This window comes from Hyphomonas atlantica corrig. (assembly GCF_000682715.1).
In the GTDB taxonomy this organism is placed as follows: Bacteria; Pseudomonadota; Alphaproteobacteria; order Caulobacterales; family Hyphomonadaceae; genus Hyphomonas; species Hyphomonas atlantica.
The window spans coordinates 93,359-109,466 of the sequence record NZ_AWFH01000001.1 but is presented as its reverse complement, the minus strand read 5'-3'; the positions used below and the strand labels follow the sequence as shown (position 1 = coordinate 109,466).

Genomic DNA, 16,108 nt, shown 5'->3' with positions numbered 1-16,108 from the left:
GGATGACGGATCAGGCAGGCATATTGGAAAAAGGCCTGCTCGCCGCACTGGAACTGGCCGCCGATACGCAATGGGCAGACCTCACCCTTTCAGAGATTGCAGAGGCGGCTGACCTAAAGCTCTCGGACTTTCATGGCGTTGCTGACAAGGACGCACTGGCCGCGCATGCGGACTCCTATTTCGACAAGGCCATGTCGGAGGAGGGCATTTCGGCGGATGACAGCCCGCGCGAGCGATTGTTCGATGTCATCATGCTGCGCTTCGAAGCGATGGAAGAATACCGGGCGGGTCTGGTTTCGCTGATGAAGTTTCGGGATCGTACGCCGTCTCTTTTGCTCTCATTGCCAATCGCCCGAAAGCGGAGTGCTGACTGGGCGCTGGTTTCGGCCGGACTGGACAATCGCTCAGGCGCGCCTGCCGGGCTGAAATCTGTTGCCATCGGATACGTGATCGACAAGGCCGAACGTGCCTGGCGAAAGGAAACCAGCGCCGATTTCGCGCGGACGATGGCCGCGCTCGACAAGGGGCTGCGCGAAGCTGAAGAGCGAATGGAGCGGCTGCAGCGCTTCACCGGCTGGGGCAAGACAAGACAAAGGCAGGAAAACACTGCCACTGAGGAAACGAAACCGGAGGAAACATGAATGAGCCGACCAGGCCTCGACGCGAACCCGCTGACACTTGAAGCGGGGTGGTTCAACGCGCTTTTTGATGAGATCGGCATTGATGCCGAAGTCAAAGGCCTGACCGCAAAATCCATTGGCACCGGCCAGATTGGCGAGAATGTCCGTTTCGTTTTCGATTACGCGCGCAAAGGCGCGAATGCGCCGGAAACGCTTGTCGGGAAATTTCCATCTGACAGTCCCGAAAGCCTGATGACGGCGAAGATGCTTGGCCATTACGAGCGTGAGGTGAATTTCTATCGCACCTTCCCGAAAGTGGCCGGTGTCATCACGCCGAAAGCATTCTACACGGATTATGATGCAGAAACGAACCGCTTTGCCCTGATCATGGAAGATATGGCGCCATCAGAGCAGGGCGACCAGTTGCGAGGGTGCAGCGTGGCCGAAGCCGAACGCGCGCTGTCCGCCGCGGCGGTCATGCATGCGGCCCATTGGAATGATCCTGCACTGGACACTTATGCCTGGTTGCAGGGGAGTGAGCTGGCGCCGCCGCCTGCGTTGGCACCGGAGGCCGTGCAGGGGCTGTGGCATGGCTTCAAGGAGCGGTATGGTGACCGTCTGGAGGCGGATGATATTCTGGTCGGGGATGCGTATTCAGCTGTCTTGCCTGCCTGGAGCGAGAGTTATGAAGGTCCGCATGCGCTGACGCATAATGATTTCCGGCTCGACAATATGCTGTTCGGCGCGGACACGGCCCCCAAGCCGCTGGCCGTTGTCGATTGGCAGACAGCCGGCAAAGGCGCGCCCGCTGGCGATGTGGCGTATTTCATAGGCGCGGGCCTGACCCGGGAAGACCGGCCACAGCATGAACTGGCGCTGCTGCGCTTCTATCATGCGCGATTGGAAGAGGCAGGCATCCGGGATTATCCGTTCGAGGCGCTGTACGATCATTATCGCTGGTTCAGCTTTTACGGCATGTCGGTCGCATTCGGGGCTGCCATGCTGGTGAAACAGACCGAGCGCGGCGACGAGATGTTCCTGACCATGCTGCGCCGTCACGCGGCTCAGGCGCGCGAGAATGATGCGTTGAATTTGCTGCCAAACCCGGCGTGAAACTTATCAGTTGTGTAATGTTTCCGCCAGATTCCCGGCGAGTGTCCCGGCCCGGTACAGGTTTCCAAACATTCCTCTAACCGGTGCCGTGAAACTGACGAGGTTGCTTATGCCTCGGCTTAAAACTGCTCCTGTATGGTCTGCTTCATGGCGCCCGGAGAAACCGGGCAGTCCTGTCACGACAACTAGAATGGTGTGGACATGGAACAGCAAAACACTCGCAATCTCAGCGTCCCCGGCCCGGATGGCCAGATGCTGACCCTGGCGGATCTTCCGTCGCCGAATATTTCCCGCTGGGTTACCCGTCGCAAAGCTGAAGTCGTTGCTGCAGTCTCAGGGGGGCTCTTGAGCCGCAAGGCAGCCTGCGATCGCTACAGCCTGAGCGATGAAGAATTCGAGACGTGGGAAAAGCTTTACTCCCGTCACGGCACCAAGGGCCTGCGTACAACACGCTTGCAACAATACCGCCGCTAGACTGCGATCATGTTTAACGGAAAGTTTTTTCGTTAAACTCAAATTTACAAGCCAGCGCCTATCACTGGTCCCTGAATGCCGGAAAACCACGCCGGTATGGGGAGTTTCTGATGGAAAACAGGCTTGTCAGACTTAGAAACAGCGCGATGCTCTCCACACGAGCTGTCGCGCTGTTTGCGCTTGTGATTGCAGTTGTGCTCAGCTCTTGGCGCGGCGCAGACCTGTTTACCCATCCCGTTGAGGCCTGGGTGCCGGGCTCCACCATTGAAGCCTCGCTCATGGGGATTCTGGAGCCAGTCGCCGGAAATGGGAACATTCGCCTGTCCGTTACAGGCGATGGCGGGTCTGGCCGATCTGTCCTGATCCTGCTGGAAAGCACCGCAGCCGAGACCGCGCCGACTCTGCAACGCCTTGCGACATCTGCTTTGCTTTTGTCGCCGGAAGCCGGCGACCAACTCGTCATTGAGCAAGCAGAATTCGCGCGCGGCGTTGCCGGGCGTCCGGATGCGGCCGGTTGGACGGAACTCGGCCTCTATGCGTTGCTTTGCAGCCTGCTGGCCTGGGTCGGTTTTCGTGCGCCCGCCGATGAGGCTGTCAGCGTTTCCCAAGATACGCCCGCCGCTGAAACGAAGACAGCGCGCAGTGACACAGCCGAGATCATTCCTGCGCCGACCGCACCACGCACCGTCCGCCAAGCCGATCCTGATGCGGCGGCGCTGGTGCGCAAGGATCCAGCCCGGACAGCTTCCATCCTGCGCAGCTGGATGCGCGGAGAAGGGGGCGCCGCATGACCGCGCTCGCCATTGCCCGTCCGCGCAAGGAAACCGGATTGGCCCGGTCGGCACGCCTGATGCGCGCGCTCGGCCCGGAAGCTGCACCTGTCTGGAATGAATTGAGCGCTCAGGAAGCGCGCGCTTTGTCTGCCGCAATGGACGCGCTGGATGACAATCAGCGCGAAGATGCCAGTACGCTGGAGACCTACAAACAGGCGCACCAGACGCCGGAAGCTTACATATTCAACCAGAACTCGGTCTGGGCCAGCGCATCGGAACTCGAGACCCGCGATCTGCTGAACCTTGCTGAAGGCCAGCATCCGCAAACGCTGGCGCTCATGGTGTCGAAACTGGACGGGGCGGCCTCGGCTCGTTTGCTGAAATCGCTGGAAAGACCGCTCGCCGTCGACGTCATGCAACGCTTACTGCATATCGGGCCTGCACATCCCGCGGCGATCACGGCCCTTGAAGCGGCTGTCGGTGGCTGGATGAACAATGCTGCGCCATCTGCGCGCAGCGGCGGTCATGAGGGCGTGGCCCGTATCTTCGACCGGATGGATAGCCGCGCAGAGACAGATTTGCTGTCTGCACTTGAAACGGCGGAGCCAGGGTCAGGTGAGCGTGTGCGTTCCCTGATGTTTACGTTTGATGATCTTGCCGCTCTGGATGCCGGCGGTCTGCAAACCCTGCTGGCAGCGGCAGACCGTACGCGGCTGACCTTTGCGCTGAAAGGCGCGCGAGAAGAGACGCAGGCGGCTTTCTTCCGCAACATGACCCAGCGCGCGGGCGAGCTGCTGCGCGAAGAGATTGTCATGCTCGGCTCGGTTCGCCGCAGTGAAGTCGAGACCGCTCGTATGGAGCTGGTTGATCTGGCGCGCACTCTGATCGAACGCGGTGACATCCGCGCAGGACGCCCGCAAGACGAGGATGAACTCGTCGAATGATCCACCGCGCCGTCAAATCCGTTACACCGTTTGAGTTTCGCAGCGATTTCACTGCCGATACGATGAAGCCGGTTGAGGTCGACCCGCCGGTGAAGCTGACGACGCCGGAATTGCTGGACATGCTGGCCGAGGCACGCGCAGAGGGCGCGGCAACCGCCCGGCTCGAACACCAGACGGACGAATCAGCCCGCTTGCAAGACGTTACGAATGCTCTCAACGAAGCCTTGGCCAATCTGGTTGCGCTGACCGGACATCTAGAGGCGTGTGCGTATGACGAGGCTTTCAGCGAGCGTGCCCATGCGTTAATAAGGGCGACGGCCCGCACAATACTGGACGGGCAGGGTGACTTGTTTGCAGCCCGGACTTCCCTGAAGAGCGACAACGCCGAAGGATCATCATGACTCAACCTGCAAATCCCGCGCTGAAGAAAAGCCTGATGGATGTGCCCGTTCGTGTGGACGTGGTGTTGGGTGAAATGCGCATGCCCATTGAGGATCTGATGGCGATGGCAGAAGGCGATATCGTTGCCCTTGAGCGCCATACCAATGAACCGATCGACATTTATCTGTCAGATCGCCTGATGGCGCGCGGCAAACTGGTCATCGCAGATGGTCAGCTTGGTGTCACCTTGTCGGAAATTGTCGACGAGCGTGCCGCGGCCTGAGCCGCGCCCAAATTATCATTAAATCCTTGCAACACGCCGCAATTCCTAACGGAAGAAAGGAAGTTGTTAACCTTTCGCGGTGTTAACTGTTTCCAATGACAGCATGTCCTGCCGGACTATTGGGGTGGCACTCGGCGGGGTGATTAACACAAGGGAACATGCAGACATGCGCATGAAGATGTTCGCCGCGGAGACCCTTGAGGCCGCCAAAGCGATGATTTTTGCCGAAATGGGCGCCGACGCCGTCATCCTGTCCGAGCGGGAGATTGAAGGCGGTGTGGAAGTCCGCGCGGCCACAGACAAGCTGGGCGGCGGCGTTGTGCCGAGTGAGCCACTCTTCCTGAGGGACGCTCGGGGAGGGCATGGCCGCGGCGCTGAAAATCCACTCTATAGCCGGGTACGGGATGCACTGCTCTGGCATGGTGCGCCGCAACGGTTTGCGGACCGTGTAGCCCATGAGGGTGCAGACCAGAATGCGATCCCCGGAGATTCGCCAGAGGATTCGATTGCTGCTGGTCTTGAGCGCATCGTCACCTGCGATCCAATCCCGGCGCGTCTGGAGAAAGACATCATTCTGGTTGGTCCACCCGGACATGGCCGCACGGCGACCGCTGCCAAGCTCACACGCCGCGCCGCTGTGGCGCGCACGGCCATCCTGCCTGTTGCTGCAGATCTCGACGGAACGGCTGGCGGCGAACAGCTTGCGGCCTATCTTGAGAATGAACGCGACCAGATCCGCATTGCGGAGACGCCAGATGCCCTGTTCGACGCGCTGCGCGCCGCCCGGGCTGCAGGTCAGCGCTGTGTGATTGACCTGCCAAGCATTAACCCATTCGATCAGGATGACATGGCCAGCCTGCAGGACCTGATCCAGGTCGTGCGCGCCGAGCCTATCCTCGTCATGTCGGCAGAAGGTCACCCCGAAGACCAGACGGATGCCGCAAAGATCTTTGCACGGGCCGGTGTTCGCCGCGCCATTCTGACCAAGCTGGATATTGCCCGGCGGAGGGGAGGGGCGATTTCCGCACTTTCCTCTGCCGGCATAGCCTTCTCACACCTAGCTGTAACGCCATTCATCGGCGGCGGACTTGTCCCGGCTGCACCCTCCCGGCTCGCTGCGCTGTTGATGGAAGATGCGCCGGGCGATGTTATCGCCCTGAAAGGAGCTGCGTAGTCCTATGAGCTTCATGCTTCGAAAATCTCAGGAACGTCCGGCCCAGCGCCCGACGCCTCGTGTTGCCCCGGCCTCCATTATCGCTGTTGCCAGCGGCAAGGGCGGTGTGGGCAAGACCTTCATGGCCATCACCCTGGCATCGGCCTTTGCGCAGGCGGGAAAGCGGACCTTGCTGGTCGACGGTGACCTCGGCCTTGCCAATGTTGATGTTCAGCTGGGCATTGCTCCGGAAACGGATCTCGCCGCAGTTATTGCTGGTTGGGTTGAACTGGATGATGCGGTTACGCCGGTCGATGGCGGCGCAGCAGATGGCGGCTTTGATGTGCTGCCGGGCCGGTCTGGCTCAGGCGCGCTGGCAGAATTGCCGCCAGAAGAAGTTGCGCGCCTGGCGGCCGGACTTTCCGCGCTGGCGCTTCAATATGATCAGGTCGTCGTCGATCTGGGCGCCGGCATTGAGGCCAATTGCATGCGCTTGGCGCGTGCGGCTGACAAGGCGCTCATGGTGATCACCGATGAGCCGACATCGATGACGGATGCCTACGCCTTCATCAAGGTGCTGCGTGGCTATGCGCCGAATGTCGAGCCGGTCATCTGTATCAACCAGGCAGAGTCGCGCGCCGCGGGGCAGCGCACTTACGAAGCCATTGCGCGGGCTTGTCAGACTTTCCTGGGCTTCCGGCCCCATCTGGCCGGTACGGTCATGCGGGACCCGAAAGTGCGGGATGCGATCCGTTGCCAGAAGACGCTGATCTCGACCGACCAGCAGGCCCAGCCGATCCAGGATGCCATCGCAATTTCGCAGATGCTGATCGGTGGCCGTCAGGGCGCGGATCTTGGCTATTAATTTGTGTGAAGAAAGCGGAAGTTTGGGGGGTGAATCGCACGGCTTGTTAACCTTCGTTAAAGGATCAGCCCGTAGGATTCACATTGACAGGAAATGCGGCTAACTTGGTCGTAATGATGATTCGGGAGACGAGAGATGCGCGTCCTGCTGATTGAAGATGATAGTGCGGTGGCGCGTTCCATCGAGTTGATGCTGAAGGCTGCAGGCTTCAACATCTACACAACCGACCTCGGTGAAGAGGGCGTGGACCTCGGAAAAGTGTACGAGTACGACATGATCGTTCTCGACCTGTCCCTGCCGGACATCTCCGGATACGAAGTGCTCAAGCAGCTTCGCATGGGCCGTGTGAACACCCCGGTCATGATTCTTTCCGGCAATCCGGACATCGAAGCCAAGGTGAAAACTCTGGGCTATGGCGCAGACGACTACCTCACCAAGCCATTCAACAAGGACGAGCTGATCGCCCGTATCACGGCCATTGTGCGCCGCTCCAAAGGCCATGCCGAGAGCGTTATCCGCACTGGCGAAATCGTCGTGAACCTCGATGCCAAGACCGTGGAAGTTGACGATGAGCGCGTCCACCTGACCGGCAAGGAATACCAGATGTTCGAGTTGCTCTCCTTGCGGAAGGGCACGACGCTGACCAAGGAAATGTTCCTGAACCACCTGTATGGCGGTATGGACGAGCCGGAATTGAAGATCATCGACGTGTTCATCTGTAAGCTGCGCAAGAAGCTGCAGAATGCGACCGGCGGAAACCATTACATCGAGACTGTCTGGGGCCGCGGCTATGTGCTGCGCGACCCACGCCCGAGCTCGAAAACAGCGGATATCGAAGAAGCCGCATAAGGCCGTTCGCCTTTAATCCAAATTCGTCGAACCCCGGCCCCAGGCCGGGGTTTTTTTTGTTTTTTCCTGACGTGCAGTTGCGGAGTAGGTGCATTCGCCCCTGACGGGAACGCTGTTGCGCCCACTGCACGAGGCGGCAATATTCGTTTCTCTTTTGGGATGAAATTCGGGGCTGATTCATGAAAAGACATTGGGGTCGGACTCTGCTTTTGGCAGGGTGTGCAATACTTGCGCTGGGAGCATGTGGGGGAGGCGGCGGCTCATCCGATGGTGGTGTGACGGCGAGAGCCGGATAGCCAATGGCACCCCCTCCACCACCCCCGGCTAACACGCCTCCGGAGCTTGCCTATACGCTCACGCCTGAAAGTCCCGAGGAAGGTCGCCCATTTGTAATCGACGCGACCGCTTCCAGCGATGCAGAGGGCGAGCCATTGACGTGGACCCTCGAACAGGTCGCCGGGCCGGCGCCCAGTGACGTGCCGCTCGGAGAGGATGAGGCCGTTGAAGGAGAGGCCATGTTTGCCTTCCGGGCGCCTGAAGTGGATCAGGATACGCTGATGGAGTTCGAACTCACGATTTCCGATGGTGAGGATATCACAATGGAGCGGATTTCTGTCGGAATACAGAATATCGAATTGACCCCCACTGTGTCGCTCTTGGGGGAGGCGGTTGCGCTATTTGACGGTCTTCACAATCCGGAACAGGCCGATTTCTACTCCATGTCGTTCGGAGATCACGAGATTGGTGTGAACGGCATCGCCGATGCTGATGACGATTCCGGACGCATTCTTTTCCGCTACATGAATGATTATGTGACCGAGGAATTCTCGGACCTCCAAACCCTTGCGTTGGAAGGGTCGGTCGTGGGAGAGAGCGCCACTCTGCAAATGGAATACATGAACGGGTTTTCGCCTTCCTTGCTGATCGGGCTGGAAGAGAGCGATCAAATTCATATCAAGGAAGCATTTGCCCAAATCGTGGAGACGGAGGCGCCGTGCGCCTTTTCGCTGCTCAGTTCTTCGATCCACGACACACAGAATGACCTGCTCGTCGGCAGTAGAGGTGCCGGCTTGAAGATATTTCAGTTCGACAAGTTTCCGCGTGGCACCTTCGCGCCCGGTGAAGAGCCGGTGCTGGAAGTGGGGCCAATTTTGGCGAGCACGGGAAATTTCTGTTTTGCGAACGCCTGGGGCAGCCACATCATTGGATATGATGAGGCGACAAGTACGTTGCGTTTCTGGGACGTCGTATGGGGAGGTGAACCGGACGAGATGGCGTCTGTGCCGATCAGCCTGCCCGAGAGCGGGCCGCTCGTGGATGCCGATTTTTACATAGATGAGGTAGGCCATTTTGTTGCAGCCTTCGTGTCCTCGAATGGCGCACATGAGGGGCAACATGAACTGTGGATTTATGCCAACCAGTTTGATGGCTCCGGTCCGGTTCAGGTCCAGAAATATAGCTGGGACAAGGGCGTTCCTTCTGATGTGATATTGGCGGATTTGGATACGGGCGACGTGGATGCTCAGGCGGATGTTCTCATCACTCTGGAGACGGTGCCGTATCTCATCCGTGTCGAGCAGACGGGGGATTTGTCGCTGGGGGATACCAGGCCGAGCTTTGAAGAGTTGACCTATGTGCCCACTACGCTCTGGAACACCAGCGTTCGCAAGGCAGGCGCCCCCGACTTCACGACCCAGACGCTGATCTTGACCCAGACCCGGACGGGGAAGGTGTCGATGATGGAATTGACACCCGACTAGGGGTACAGGGCTTGCCTTGCTGTACAAACAGATGACATTGGGCGCATGTCCCAGAATTCTGCCGGTCCCGAAATTCTTCGTCTGATTGAGCTTATCTCGCGCCTTCCGGGCCTTGGGCCCCGGTCTGCGCGGAGGGTGGCATTGTTCCTGTTGAAGCGGCGCGACACCTTGTTGAAGCCGCTCGCAGACGCGCTGGCGGAAGCCGGCGAAAAGATCGAGCGCTGCAAGACGTGCGGGAATTTTGATACGGTCCAGCCCTGCGCGGTCTGTCAGGCGGATGGCCGTGATGATGGCCTTGTGTGTGTCGTCGAGGATGTGCCCGATCTCTGGGCACTGGAGCGAGGCGGCGCCTTCCGCGGACGGTATCACGTTTTGGGGGGTGTATTGTCCGCGATTGATGGCATCACGCCGGAAGACCTGAACATTCCATCCCTCGTCACGCGGGTTGAGGCGGGCGGTGTTCGCGAAGTGATCCTGGCCCTCAACGCGACGGTCGATGGCCAGACGACGGCGCACTATGTCGCCGAGCTTCTGGAAGGGAAGGGCGTTAGCGTCACGCGGCTCGCCCATGGCGTGCCAGTGGGCGGCGAACTCGACCATCTTGATGATGGCACGCTCGCCGCCGCGCTGCGGTCGCGCCGGGATATCTAGATCAGTCTATTCGGCCTCGACCGGATCGACGCGGAAGATGCCGTCGAAATCCTTGGTGGCCACATATAGGTGCCCGTCCGGGCCCTGCACGACATCGCGGATCGCATACTCGCCGTCAAACAGCGATTCCCGTCCAACAACTTCGCCATTCTCCATGTCGATCCGGGTCAGTTCCAGCCCGGCCGGGCCATTCATGCCGCCCGTGAAGAGATCCCCCTTCCAGCCAGGATAAACATCGCTGGTCAGCATGACGAGTCCGGACGGCGCGATGGAGGGCACCCAATAGGTCATGGGCTGGGCCATGCCTTCGGCTTCGGTTTCGTTGGTGATGATGGTGCCGTCATAGTTCACGCCATAGGTGATTTTCGGCCAGCCATAATTTGTTCCCGGCGTCACGAGGTTCAGCTCGTCGCCGCCTTTCGGACCGTGTTCGGTTTCGTACAGCGTGTCTGTTTCCGGGTCGTAGTAGAGGCCTTGCACATTCCGGTGACCATAGGAGTACACCGATGGTTTGCCGTTTTCGCCATCGGCGAATGGATTATCCGCTGGAATGGAGCCATCTGCGTTGATGCGGACGATCTTGCCGTGCGTGTTGGTCGGGTCCTGGGAATCCTTCATGTACTTGAAGCCTTCGCCCAGAGAAACGAACAGCGTGCCGTCATTCGCGAATTGCAGGCGCGCGCCGTAATGATAGGCGGTATCGCGCGCATCGGCCCAGAAGATTTCCTCGACATTCTCCAGCGCGCTGGCGTCGTCGCTCAACCGGCCCTTGATGACGGCAGTGGCGTTGGCAGCGTCATCACCCTTTGAATAGGCGATATAGACGAGCCGATTCGATTCGAAGTCCGGATCGAGCGTAATGCCGAGATACCCGGCCTGTCCTTCGACATAGGCCTCCGGCAGGCCGCTGACCGCACTCGGGGCGCCTTCGCCCCCGGCAACGAATTTCAGGCCGCCTTCTTTCTCGGTGAACAGCAAATCGCCATTCGGCAGAAACGTCATGCCCCACGGCCATTCAGCCTCCTCGACAATCGGAGTCAGCGCGACTTCGAAATCGCTGGTGGCGGCAGGGGTGGTTTCAGCCGGACCACCACATGCGGCAGCAAGCAGGGTGAGCGGGATGATGGGGGTGAGGTGGCGCATAAGGGATCCTCCAATATGGGGCAGGGCAGTCGGGGCAGATAATAGGGTGGCGCTATCAAATGACCAAACAAAAAGGGTGGCCCCGGCAAGGGCCACCCTCAATTCATGGATCAGCTAGGTGTGTTACCAGGACTTCTTGACTGTGACGCCATACAGGGCTGGCTCGGTCAGGAAGGCGTTGGTGAACAGGCCGGAGGAATCATCGGTGAGGTACGTACCGGTGATGACTTCTTCATCGGTCAGGTTCTTGGCGAACACTTCTACGCCCCAGCCGCTCTGTTCATTGTTGAACAGGATCGACAGGTTGACGTTGGACCAGGACTCCAGCTCGTCACGTGGAGTGTTCCAGATCCGGCTATAGCTGTCGGACTGCATGTAGTAGTCGCCGCGGATCGTCATATCCCAATCAGAATTGCCGAGGGATTGGAATGTGTATTCCGCTGCGAGGTTCAGCGTCATTTCCGGAGCACCCGGCATGGAATTGCCGTCCAGATTTTTCGCATCACCTTCAATCGCCTGCAGGGCCGTTGCGGTCTGTGTGTCACCATTTGAGTCGGTGTACGTCACTGTCACACCGCCGAGACCGAGCGCTGCTTCCGTGAAGGCGCGGTCTGTGGCTGCGCTGCCGGACCCGCCAGTCGTGCCGTTTACCGCGTCGTAGAAGGACGTTCCAAACGCGCCAGTACAGAGCTGCAGGGTTGCGCCGGTCAGTGCCGGATTGGCCTGAATGGCGCCCAATACGGTTGCATAACCTTGCGCCGAGATCACACAGTTCGAATAGGAACTGGAGTTCTTCAGTGCAACCATATCCGCCCGACCGTTGGTCCGATCCAGCACATCAATACCGTAGGTATCGATGACTTCGGCGTTCAGCAGGCCCAAATTTGCCGTCAGCAGCCAGTTATCGGCTGGGGTCCAGAGACCTTCCAGTTCGATACCCTGAAGTTCTGCGTCCACGTTGATGTTCACGGAAGACCGGTTGATGATCTGCGTGATCTGGTAGCCTTCATAGTCATACATGAAGCCGGTCAGGTTCAGCTGGGCTGTGCCGTCCGCGAATGTGTTCTTCGTACCGATTTCATAAGAGTTGATGAACTCTGGATCGAAGGTTTGCGGGAACAGGTTTGCGCCAGCGGGCTGTGGTGGGTTGATACCGCCGCCCTTGTAGCCTTTGGAGTAGAAGCCATAGATCAGCGAGTCGTCAGTGAAGCTGAGATCAGGCGTCCAGTCGAAACCGACACGGCCAGTCACTTCCTGGAAGTCCGCCTTCAGCTTGCCTTGTGACGCCAATGGGTCAGCGCCAGCAGCTTGCGGTGTGAACAGGAAGGTGTTGACGATATCCTGCTCTTTCTGGTCGTCCGTATAGCGAAGACCGAGCGTCAGCTGCAAATCGTCTGACACGTCGTAGTAGCCTTCGCCGAAGACGGCGAACGATTCCAGCTCATAAGGAGACAGCGAACGGAAATAGTTGCCGCCATCGCCATTCAGGCTGAGGTCGAAGAGAGACGCGGTCGTGGTGGCCGTTGACCCTGTGTCGAGCGGAACGTTTCCGCCAAAGAGTGCACCGCCAGCAGCGTTGTTGATCTGCGTCAGCGCTGTCAGAGCGTTGGACAGAACATAGTAGCCGTCTTCCGGATTGCGTGGGTCAATGGACTCGAAATCAACCTTGATGGCACCAAGGTTGAAGTTGAACGGACCATCAAAGTCAGACTGCAGACGAAGTTCGTGAGTGGTCTGTTCGCTGTTTGCACCTGAGAGGTCAAACGTGCGGAACGAATTCGCTGCGCCCAGTTCCGGGTCGGTCACAACACCGCCGGGGAAGAGCAGGCCATAAAGTGGCGCAAGCGCAGGGTTGATGAAGGGGCCCGCTGTTTCATTGAAGTTCAATGCGGCGGATGCCTTGTTGTAGTCCTCACGGGAAACAACGGAACTTTCACTGTAGCTGCCGAGATACGTCAGCAACAGATTGTCGCTAATGTCTGCTTCCGCTTTCCAGGAATAGAGAGTCTGCTCTGCCTGATACATCGGGTCGAATGCCGACTCGATCTTGCGAAGGTCTGCGATGGCCGGATCCGTGTTCACGTCGCCATTCAAGAGGCCGGCGAGAATACCGAGGCCGCCAGCGAGGGTTGCTTGAGAGTTCACACGGTCGCGGGATTGGTCAAGCGGCGCATCCACACAGCCGAGAGATGTTGCCAGCTGGTCAAAAGCTGTGACCGGAACACCCATGAACGTGTCGAAGCCCGGGTCCTTGGCGCAGAGCTGCTTGCCCGAGCGGAGACGGGAATCGTCTTCCTCGAAGTGTTCGACGGAAATCCAGCCGCGGGCCCAGTCAGTTGGCTCGACGGCCAGGGTCGCCCGGATGCTGTAGAGGTCGCGATCGTCGACGTCATTGCCCGTGGTCAGATTGTCCACATAGCCATCACGGCTGAGATAGGAACCAGCAACGCGCAGGGCAGCCGCATCTCCAATGGGCAGGTTGACCATGCCCTTGCCCTTAAAGGTGTTGTAGTTGCCATAGGTCAGCTCGGCATCGGCCTGGAACTCTCCGAGCACCGGCTTGGCGGTAATCAGGTTGAACACACCACCGGTGGCGTTCCGGCCATAGAGCGTTCCCTGAGGTCCACGCAGTACCTCAACACGCTCAACATCATAAAACTCGGCTTCGAAGAGGCGGTTGGCCGTGAGCGGAATGTCATTCTGGTGAATACCCACGCCGGCGTCACCAGACTGTGCCACAACATCTGCACCGATGCCGCGGATCTTGAAGTTGAAACTGGTGAAGTTGCCCTTCGTGAAGCTGACGTTCGGAATCGACTTCACAAGGTCCGGGCCGCCTGCAAGCTGCAAGCGGTTCAGCGCGTCTTCGTCAAACGCCGAAACCGCAATCGGAACATCCTGAATGGATTCTTCGGTTTTCTGCGTTGTCACCGTAACGGTGGAAAGCGTGCGCGGGCTTTCGTCGGAATCGTCCTGAGCCATGGCAGCAGGTGCTGCGAGTCCGAAAACCAGGGCGGATGCCCCAGCCAGCCAGACGCACTTCGAGTGTCTGTTATTTCGCATGTTTTGTTTCCTCCCCTCGGGCCGCTTTTGTGCTGACCTCGAGCAATTTTTGCCGAGCCGGCCTCTTTTGGGCCTGCTTCAAGTGTCATCAGAATGCATTCGTGACGGGTCTGTCAACATGACGCAGGGGTAATGGATGCAATAAAAATCGGGGTGTTAAAAATGTAACGCCTCCGCTTGGCCCGCTTCCCCATGCCTGTTACAGGCGCGGTCATGTCACAATTGCTTCCAGCTGCTCTCGTTCTGTTTTCCGGAGGACAGGATTCCACGACCTGCCTCGCATGGGCGCTTTCGCGGTATGAGCGAGTCGAAACCGTGGGATTCGACTATGGTCAGCGCCACCGGATCGAGCTGGAATGTCGCGAGACTGTTCGCTCTGGGCTGGCCGCCCTCAATACTGATTGGGGTGCCCGTCTGGGGGCGGACCACATGCTGGATGCGACTGTCCTGAAGTCGCTCGGTGAAACCGCGATGACGCACGAGGTCAGCATCGAGATGACTGAGGCGGGTTTGCCGTCTACCTTTGTGCCGGGTCGCAATCTCCTGTTCCTGACACTGGCCGGGGCGCTCGCCAGCCGCAGGGGAATCGCGGTCCTGGTCGGCGGTATGTGCGAAACGGACTATTCCGGCTATCCGGACTGCCGGGCCGACACAATGGCGGCGCAGGCCGAGACCCTGCGGCTCGGCCTGGATGTTCCCATGCAGATCGAGACGCCCCTGATGTATATCGACAAGGCGGAAACCTGGGCGCTGGCGGATACGCTGGGCGGGCAGGGGCTGGTCGATCTGATCGCGGAAGATACCCATACGTGTTATCTTGGCGAGCGGGGCGCACGGCACGAATGGGGATATGGCTGTGGCACATGCCCCGCGTGCGAGTTGCGGGCAAAGGGGTGGGAAAGCTGGAAAAACGCCAGCTAAGCCGATTTGCGCGTTACAGCCAAAACAGCCATATAAGCTGGACTTTTCAGGGTTTTTCCACCATTTGAGGGCGCTTGATCGCCCCGCGCCAATGGGCGTGCGCCCCTGAACCAGACCTGACCTTGAGACGATGACCACTCAGACCGACCAGACCAGCCAGAGTTCTGCTGCGACCAATCCGGAAGGCAGCGTGTTCGCGATCTCGAAATCGGTGAATTTCGAGGCTGCTCACTATATGGGCGGCAAGCCCGAAGGGCACCCATATCGCAATGTTCACGGGCATTCCTTCGTGCTTGAGGCGACTGTTGCCGGAACCGTCAAGCCGGGTGAGCAATGGGTTGAGGATTTCTCTCATTTGACCGCGTGCCTGAAAGAGACTGCGGCGAAGCTGGACCACAAGCTGCTGAACGACATTGAAGGGCTTGAAGTGCCGACGCTGGAGCGGATTTGTCTTTGGGCGGCCGCTGACCTGAAGGCCGGCCTGCCGGGATTGACCAAAGTCGCCATCTCCCGGCCCAGCCTGAATGAGCGGTGCGAACTGGTGCTCTAGCTGCCCGACGGGGTTCCGGCGGTCAGTTCCTTCACGAATTTGCGGGCAAACCGGTCAGAGGCGCGCTTGGCATCCTGCCAGGTCGATATGCCCGCATAGCGTAGATCGGTTTCATACCAGTCATAGGTCAACTCGCCGGTCGCATTGCCATCTGCGTCATATGCAGTGGCAGACAATTTCATGCCCCCAATGCTTTTTGAATCGCCATAGTCCAGCCCCGGCGTGTCACCGAGCTGTTTGAACGTCGGCTTGTTCGGCATGGCGTCCAGAATCGTTACCTCAATGCGCGGAATGTCCAGCCCGGCCTTGCCGAGTTCACGATCCAGATCATCCTTCACGGCATCGATCAGATAGTCGGCCTCTCGCATGCCGTAATCATCTTCGAGTTCTTCGGTGAATTCCGGGCTGAAGCCGACATGGATCTCGCCCGCCAGCGCAATCGGCGCGGCCAGAAGGGCAAGGGCGGCAAGGGGTGTAAACCGTTTCATTGGAGTATCTCCTGAACTGTTGTGTTTACACTCTATCATGCCGGTCGAACCTGTAGAAGTCACAGGCCTGTGAGCGA

Annotated in this window: 17 protein-coding genes; 14 read left to right on the top strand and 3 right to left on the bottom strand. The window is 59.0% G+C overall.

The window, feature by feature from the left end; all coding sequences use genetic code 11:
- The first annotated feature begins 2 nt into the window (after window positions 1-2).
- From HY36_RS00560 to recR, 12 genes are all read left to right on the top strand, one after another.
- On the top strand, window positions 3-641 hold the full coding sequence (locus HY36_RS00560; protein ID WP_035546861.1) for a hypothetical protein: 639 nt from the start codon (window positions 3-5) through the stop codon (window positions 639-641).
- Window positions 642-1,733, top strand: coding sequence for a phosphotransferase (locus HY36_RS00555; protein WP_051602365.1), 1,092 nt, complete (start codon window positions 642-644; stop codon window positions 1,731-1,733).
- A gap of 201 nt (window positions 1,734-1,934) precedes the next feature.
- On the top strand, window positions 1,935-2,207 hold the full coding sequence (locus HY36_RS00550) for a DUF1153 domain-containing protein (protein ID WP_035548108.1): 273 nt from the start codon (window positions 1,935-1,937) through the stop codon (window positions 2,205-2,207).
- A 146-nt stretch (window positions 2,208-2,353) separates the two neighbouring features.
- The gene (locus HY36_RS00545; RefSeq protein ID WP_035546858.1) at window positions 2,354-2,998 is read left to right on the top strand and encodes a hypothetical protein; all 645 of its coding nucleotides are present in this window, start codon (window positions 2,354-2,356) and stop codon (window positions 2,996-2,998) included.
- A complete protein-coding gene (locus tag HY36_RS00540; RefSeq protein ID WP_035546855.1) occupies window positions 2,995-3,924 on the top strand; it encodes a FliG C-terminal domain-containing protein in 930 nt (309 codons plus the stop codon). Before HY36_RS00545 ends, HY36_RS00540 begins: the two co-directional genes overlap by 4 nt.
- Entirely contained in the window at window positions 3,921-4,325 is a 405-nt protein-coding gene (locus tag HY36_RS00535; RefSeq protein WP_035546846.1) for a hypothetical protein, read from the top strand. Before HY36_RS00540 ends, HY36_RS00535 begins: the two co-directional genes overlap by 4 nt.
- Complete coding sequence (gene fliN, locus HY36_RS00530; protein WP_035546843.1) at window positions 4,322-4,588, top strand: flagellar motor switch protein FliN; 267 nt, start codon at window positions 4,322-4,324, stop codon at window positions 4,586-4,588. Before HY36_RS00535 ends, fliN begins: the two co-directional genes overlap by 4 nt.
- A gap of 166 nt (window positions 4,589-4,754) precedes the next feature.
- Window positions 4,755-5,762, top strand: a complete 1,008-nt coding sequence (locus HY36_RS00525; RefSeq protein ID WP_035546841.1) for a flagellar biosynthesis protein FlhF — start codon at window positions 4,755-4,757, stop codon at window positions 5,760-5,762.
- Between the two features lie 4 nt (window positions 5,763-5,766).
- Window positions 5,767-6,606 carry an AAA family ATPase gene (locus HY36_RS00520; protein ID WP_035546838.1) on the top strand — a complete coding sequence of 280 codons (840 nt, stop codon included), beginning with the start codon at window positions 5,767-5,769 and terminating at the stop codon, window positions 6,604-6,606.
- Window positions 6,607-6,741: 135 nt separating this feature from the next.
- Window positions 6,742-7,455, top strand: coding sequence for a response regulator transcription factor CtrA (ctrA, locus tag HY36_RS00515; RefSeq protein WP_035546835.1), 714 nt, complete (start codon window positions 6,742-6,744; stop codon window positions 7,453-7,455).
- 299 nt (window positions 7,456-7,754) lie between these two features.
- Complete coding sequence (locus tag HY36_RS00510; RefSeq protein WP_035546833.1) at window positions 7,755-9,215, top strand: hypothetical protein; 1,461 nt, start codon at window positions 7,755-7,757, stop codon at window positions 9,213-9,215.
- 45 nt (window positions 9,216-9,260) lie between these two features.
- Window positions 9,261-9,866 carry a recombination mediator RecR gene (gene recR, locus HY36_RS00505; protein ID WP_035546828.1) on the top strand — a complete coding sequence of 202 codons (606 nt, stop codon included), beginning with the start codon at window positions 9,261-9,263 and terminating at the stop codon, window positions 9,864-9,866.
- Window positions 9,867-9,872: 6 nt separating this feature from the next.
- Here the strand turns inward: recR and HY36_RS00500 are convergent, their stop codons facing one another.
- Together HY36_RS00500 and HY36_RS00495 are read right to left on the bottom strand one after the other, a co-directional pair.
- Window positions 9,873-11,009 carry a PQQ-dependent sugar dehydrogenase gene (locus HY36_RS00500; protein ID WP_035546824.1) on the bottom strand — a complete coding sequence of 379 codons (1,137 nt, stop codon included), beginning with the start codon at window positions 11,007-11,009 and terminating at the stop codon, window positions 9,873-9,875.
- 123 nt (window positions 11,010-11,132) lie between these two features.
- Window positions 11,133-14,072, bottom strand: a complete 2,940-nt coding sequence (locus tag HY36_RS00495) for a TonB-dependent receptor (protein ID WP_035546821.1) — start codon at window positions 14,070-14,072, stop codon at window positions 11,133-11,135.
- Between the two features lie 213 nt (window positions 14,073-14,285).
- On the opposite strand from HY36_RS00495, the gene queC reads away from it, so the two are divergent.
- Together queC and HY36_RS00485 are read left to right on the top strand one after the other, a co-directional pair.
- Window positions 14,286-14,993, top strand: coding sequence for a 7-cyano-7-deazaguanine synthase QueC (gene queC, locus HY36_RS00490; protein ID WP_035548106.1), 708 nt, complete (start codon window positions 14,286-14,288; stop codon window positions 14,991-14,993).
- Between the two features lie 130 nt (window positions 14,994-15,123).
- Window positions 15,124-15,543 carry a 6-carboxytetrahydropterin synthase gene (locus HY36_RS00485; RefSeq protein ID WP_051602364.1) on the top strand — a complete coding sequence of 140 codons (420 nt, stop codon included), beginning with the start codon at window positions 15,124-15,126 and terminating at the stop codon, window positions 15,541-15,543.
- Here HY36_RS00485 and HY36_RS00480 read toward each other — a convergent pair.
- Entirely contained in the window at window positions 15,540-16,031 is a 492-nt protein-coding gene (locus tag HY36_RS00480; RefSeq protein ID WP_035546814.1) for a hypothetical protein, read from the bottom strand. The genes HY36_RS00485 and HY36_RS00480 overlap by 4 nt on opposite strands.
- Window positions 16,032-16,108 lie beyond the last annotated feature (77 nt).

Coding starts and splice junctions, on each gene's coding strand:
- HY36_RS00495 (WP_035546821.1), bottom strand. CDS start 14,072: ATGCGAAATAACAGACACTCGAAGTGCGTCTGGCTGGCTGGGGCATCC.
- recR (WP_035546828.1), top strand. CDS start 9,261: ATGTCCCAGAATTCTGCCGGTCCCGAAATTCTTCGTCTGATTGAGCTT.
- HY36_RS00555 (WP_051602365.1), top strand. CDS start 642: ATGAGCCGACCAGGCCTCGACGCGAACCCGCTGACACTTGAAGCGGGG.
- HY36_RS00500 (WP_035546824.1), bottom strand. CDS start 11,009: ATGCGCCACCTCACCCCCATCATCCCGCTCACCCTGCTTGCTGCCGCA.
- ctrA (WP_035546835.1), top strand. CDS start 6,742: ATGCGCGTCCTGCTGATTGAAGATGATAGTGCGGTGGCGCGTTCCATC.
- HY36_RS00540 (WP_035546855.1), top strand. CDS start 2,995: ATGACCGCGCTCGCCATTGCCCGTCCGCGCAAGGAAACCGGATTGGCC.
- HY36_RS00525 (WP_035546841.1), top strand. CDS start 4,755: ATGCGCATGAAGATGTTCGCCGCGGAGACCCTTGAGGCCGCCAAAGCG.
- queC (WP_035548106.1), top strand. CDS start 14,286: ATGTCACAATTGCTTCCAGCTGCTCTCGTTCTGTTTTCCGGAGGACAG.
- HY36_RS00550 (WP_035548108.1), top strand. CDS start 1,935: ATGGAACAGCAAAACACTCGCAATCTCAGCGTCCCCGGCCCGGATGGC.
- HY36_RS00480 (WP_035546814.1), bottom strand. CDS start 16,031: ATGAAACGGTTTACACCCCTTGCCGCCCTTGCCCTTCTGGCCGCGCCG.
- fliN (WP_035546843.1), top strand. CDS start 4,322: ATGACTCAACCTGCAAATCCCGCGCTGAAGAAAAGCCTGATGGATGTG.
- HY36_RS00545 (WP_035546858.1), top strand. CDS start 2,354: ATGCTCTCCACACGAGCTGTCGCGCTGTTTGCGCTTGTGATTGCAGTT.
- HY36_RS00520 (WP_035546838.1), top strand. CDS start 5,767: ATGAGCTTCATGCTTCGAAAATCTCAGGAACGTCCGGCCCAGCGCCCG.
- HY36_RS00560 (WP_035546861.1), top strand. CDS start 3: ATGACGGATCAGGCAGGCATATTGGAAAAAGGCCTGCTCGCCGCACTG.
- HY36_RS00510 (WP_035546833.1), top strand. CDS start 7,755: ATGGCACCCCCTCCACCACCCCCGGCTAACACGCCTCCGGAGCTTGCC.
- HY36_RS00535 (WP_035546846.1), top strand. CDS start 3,921: ATGATCCACCGCGCCGTCAAATCCGTTACACCGTTTGAGTTTCGCAGC.
- HY36_RS00485 (WP_051602364.1), top strand. CDS start 15,124: ATGACCACTCAGACCGACCAGACCAGCCAGAGTTCTGCTGCGACCAAT.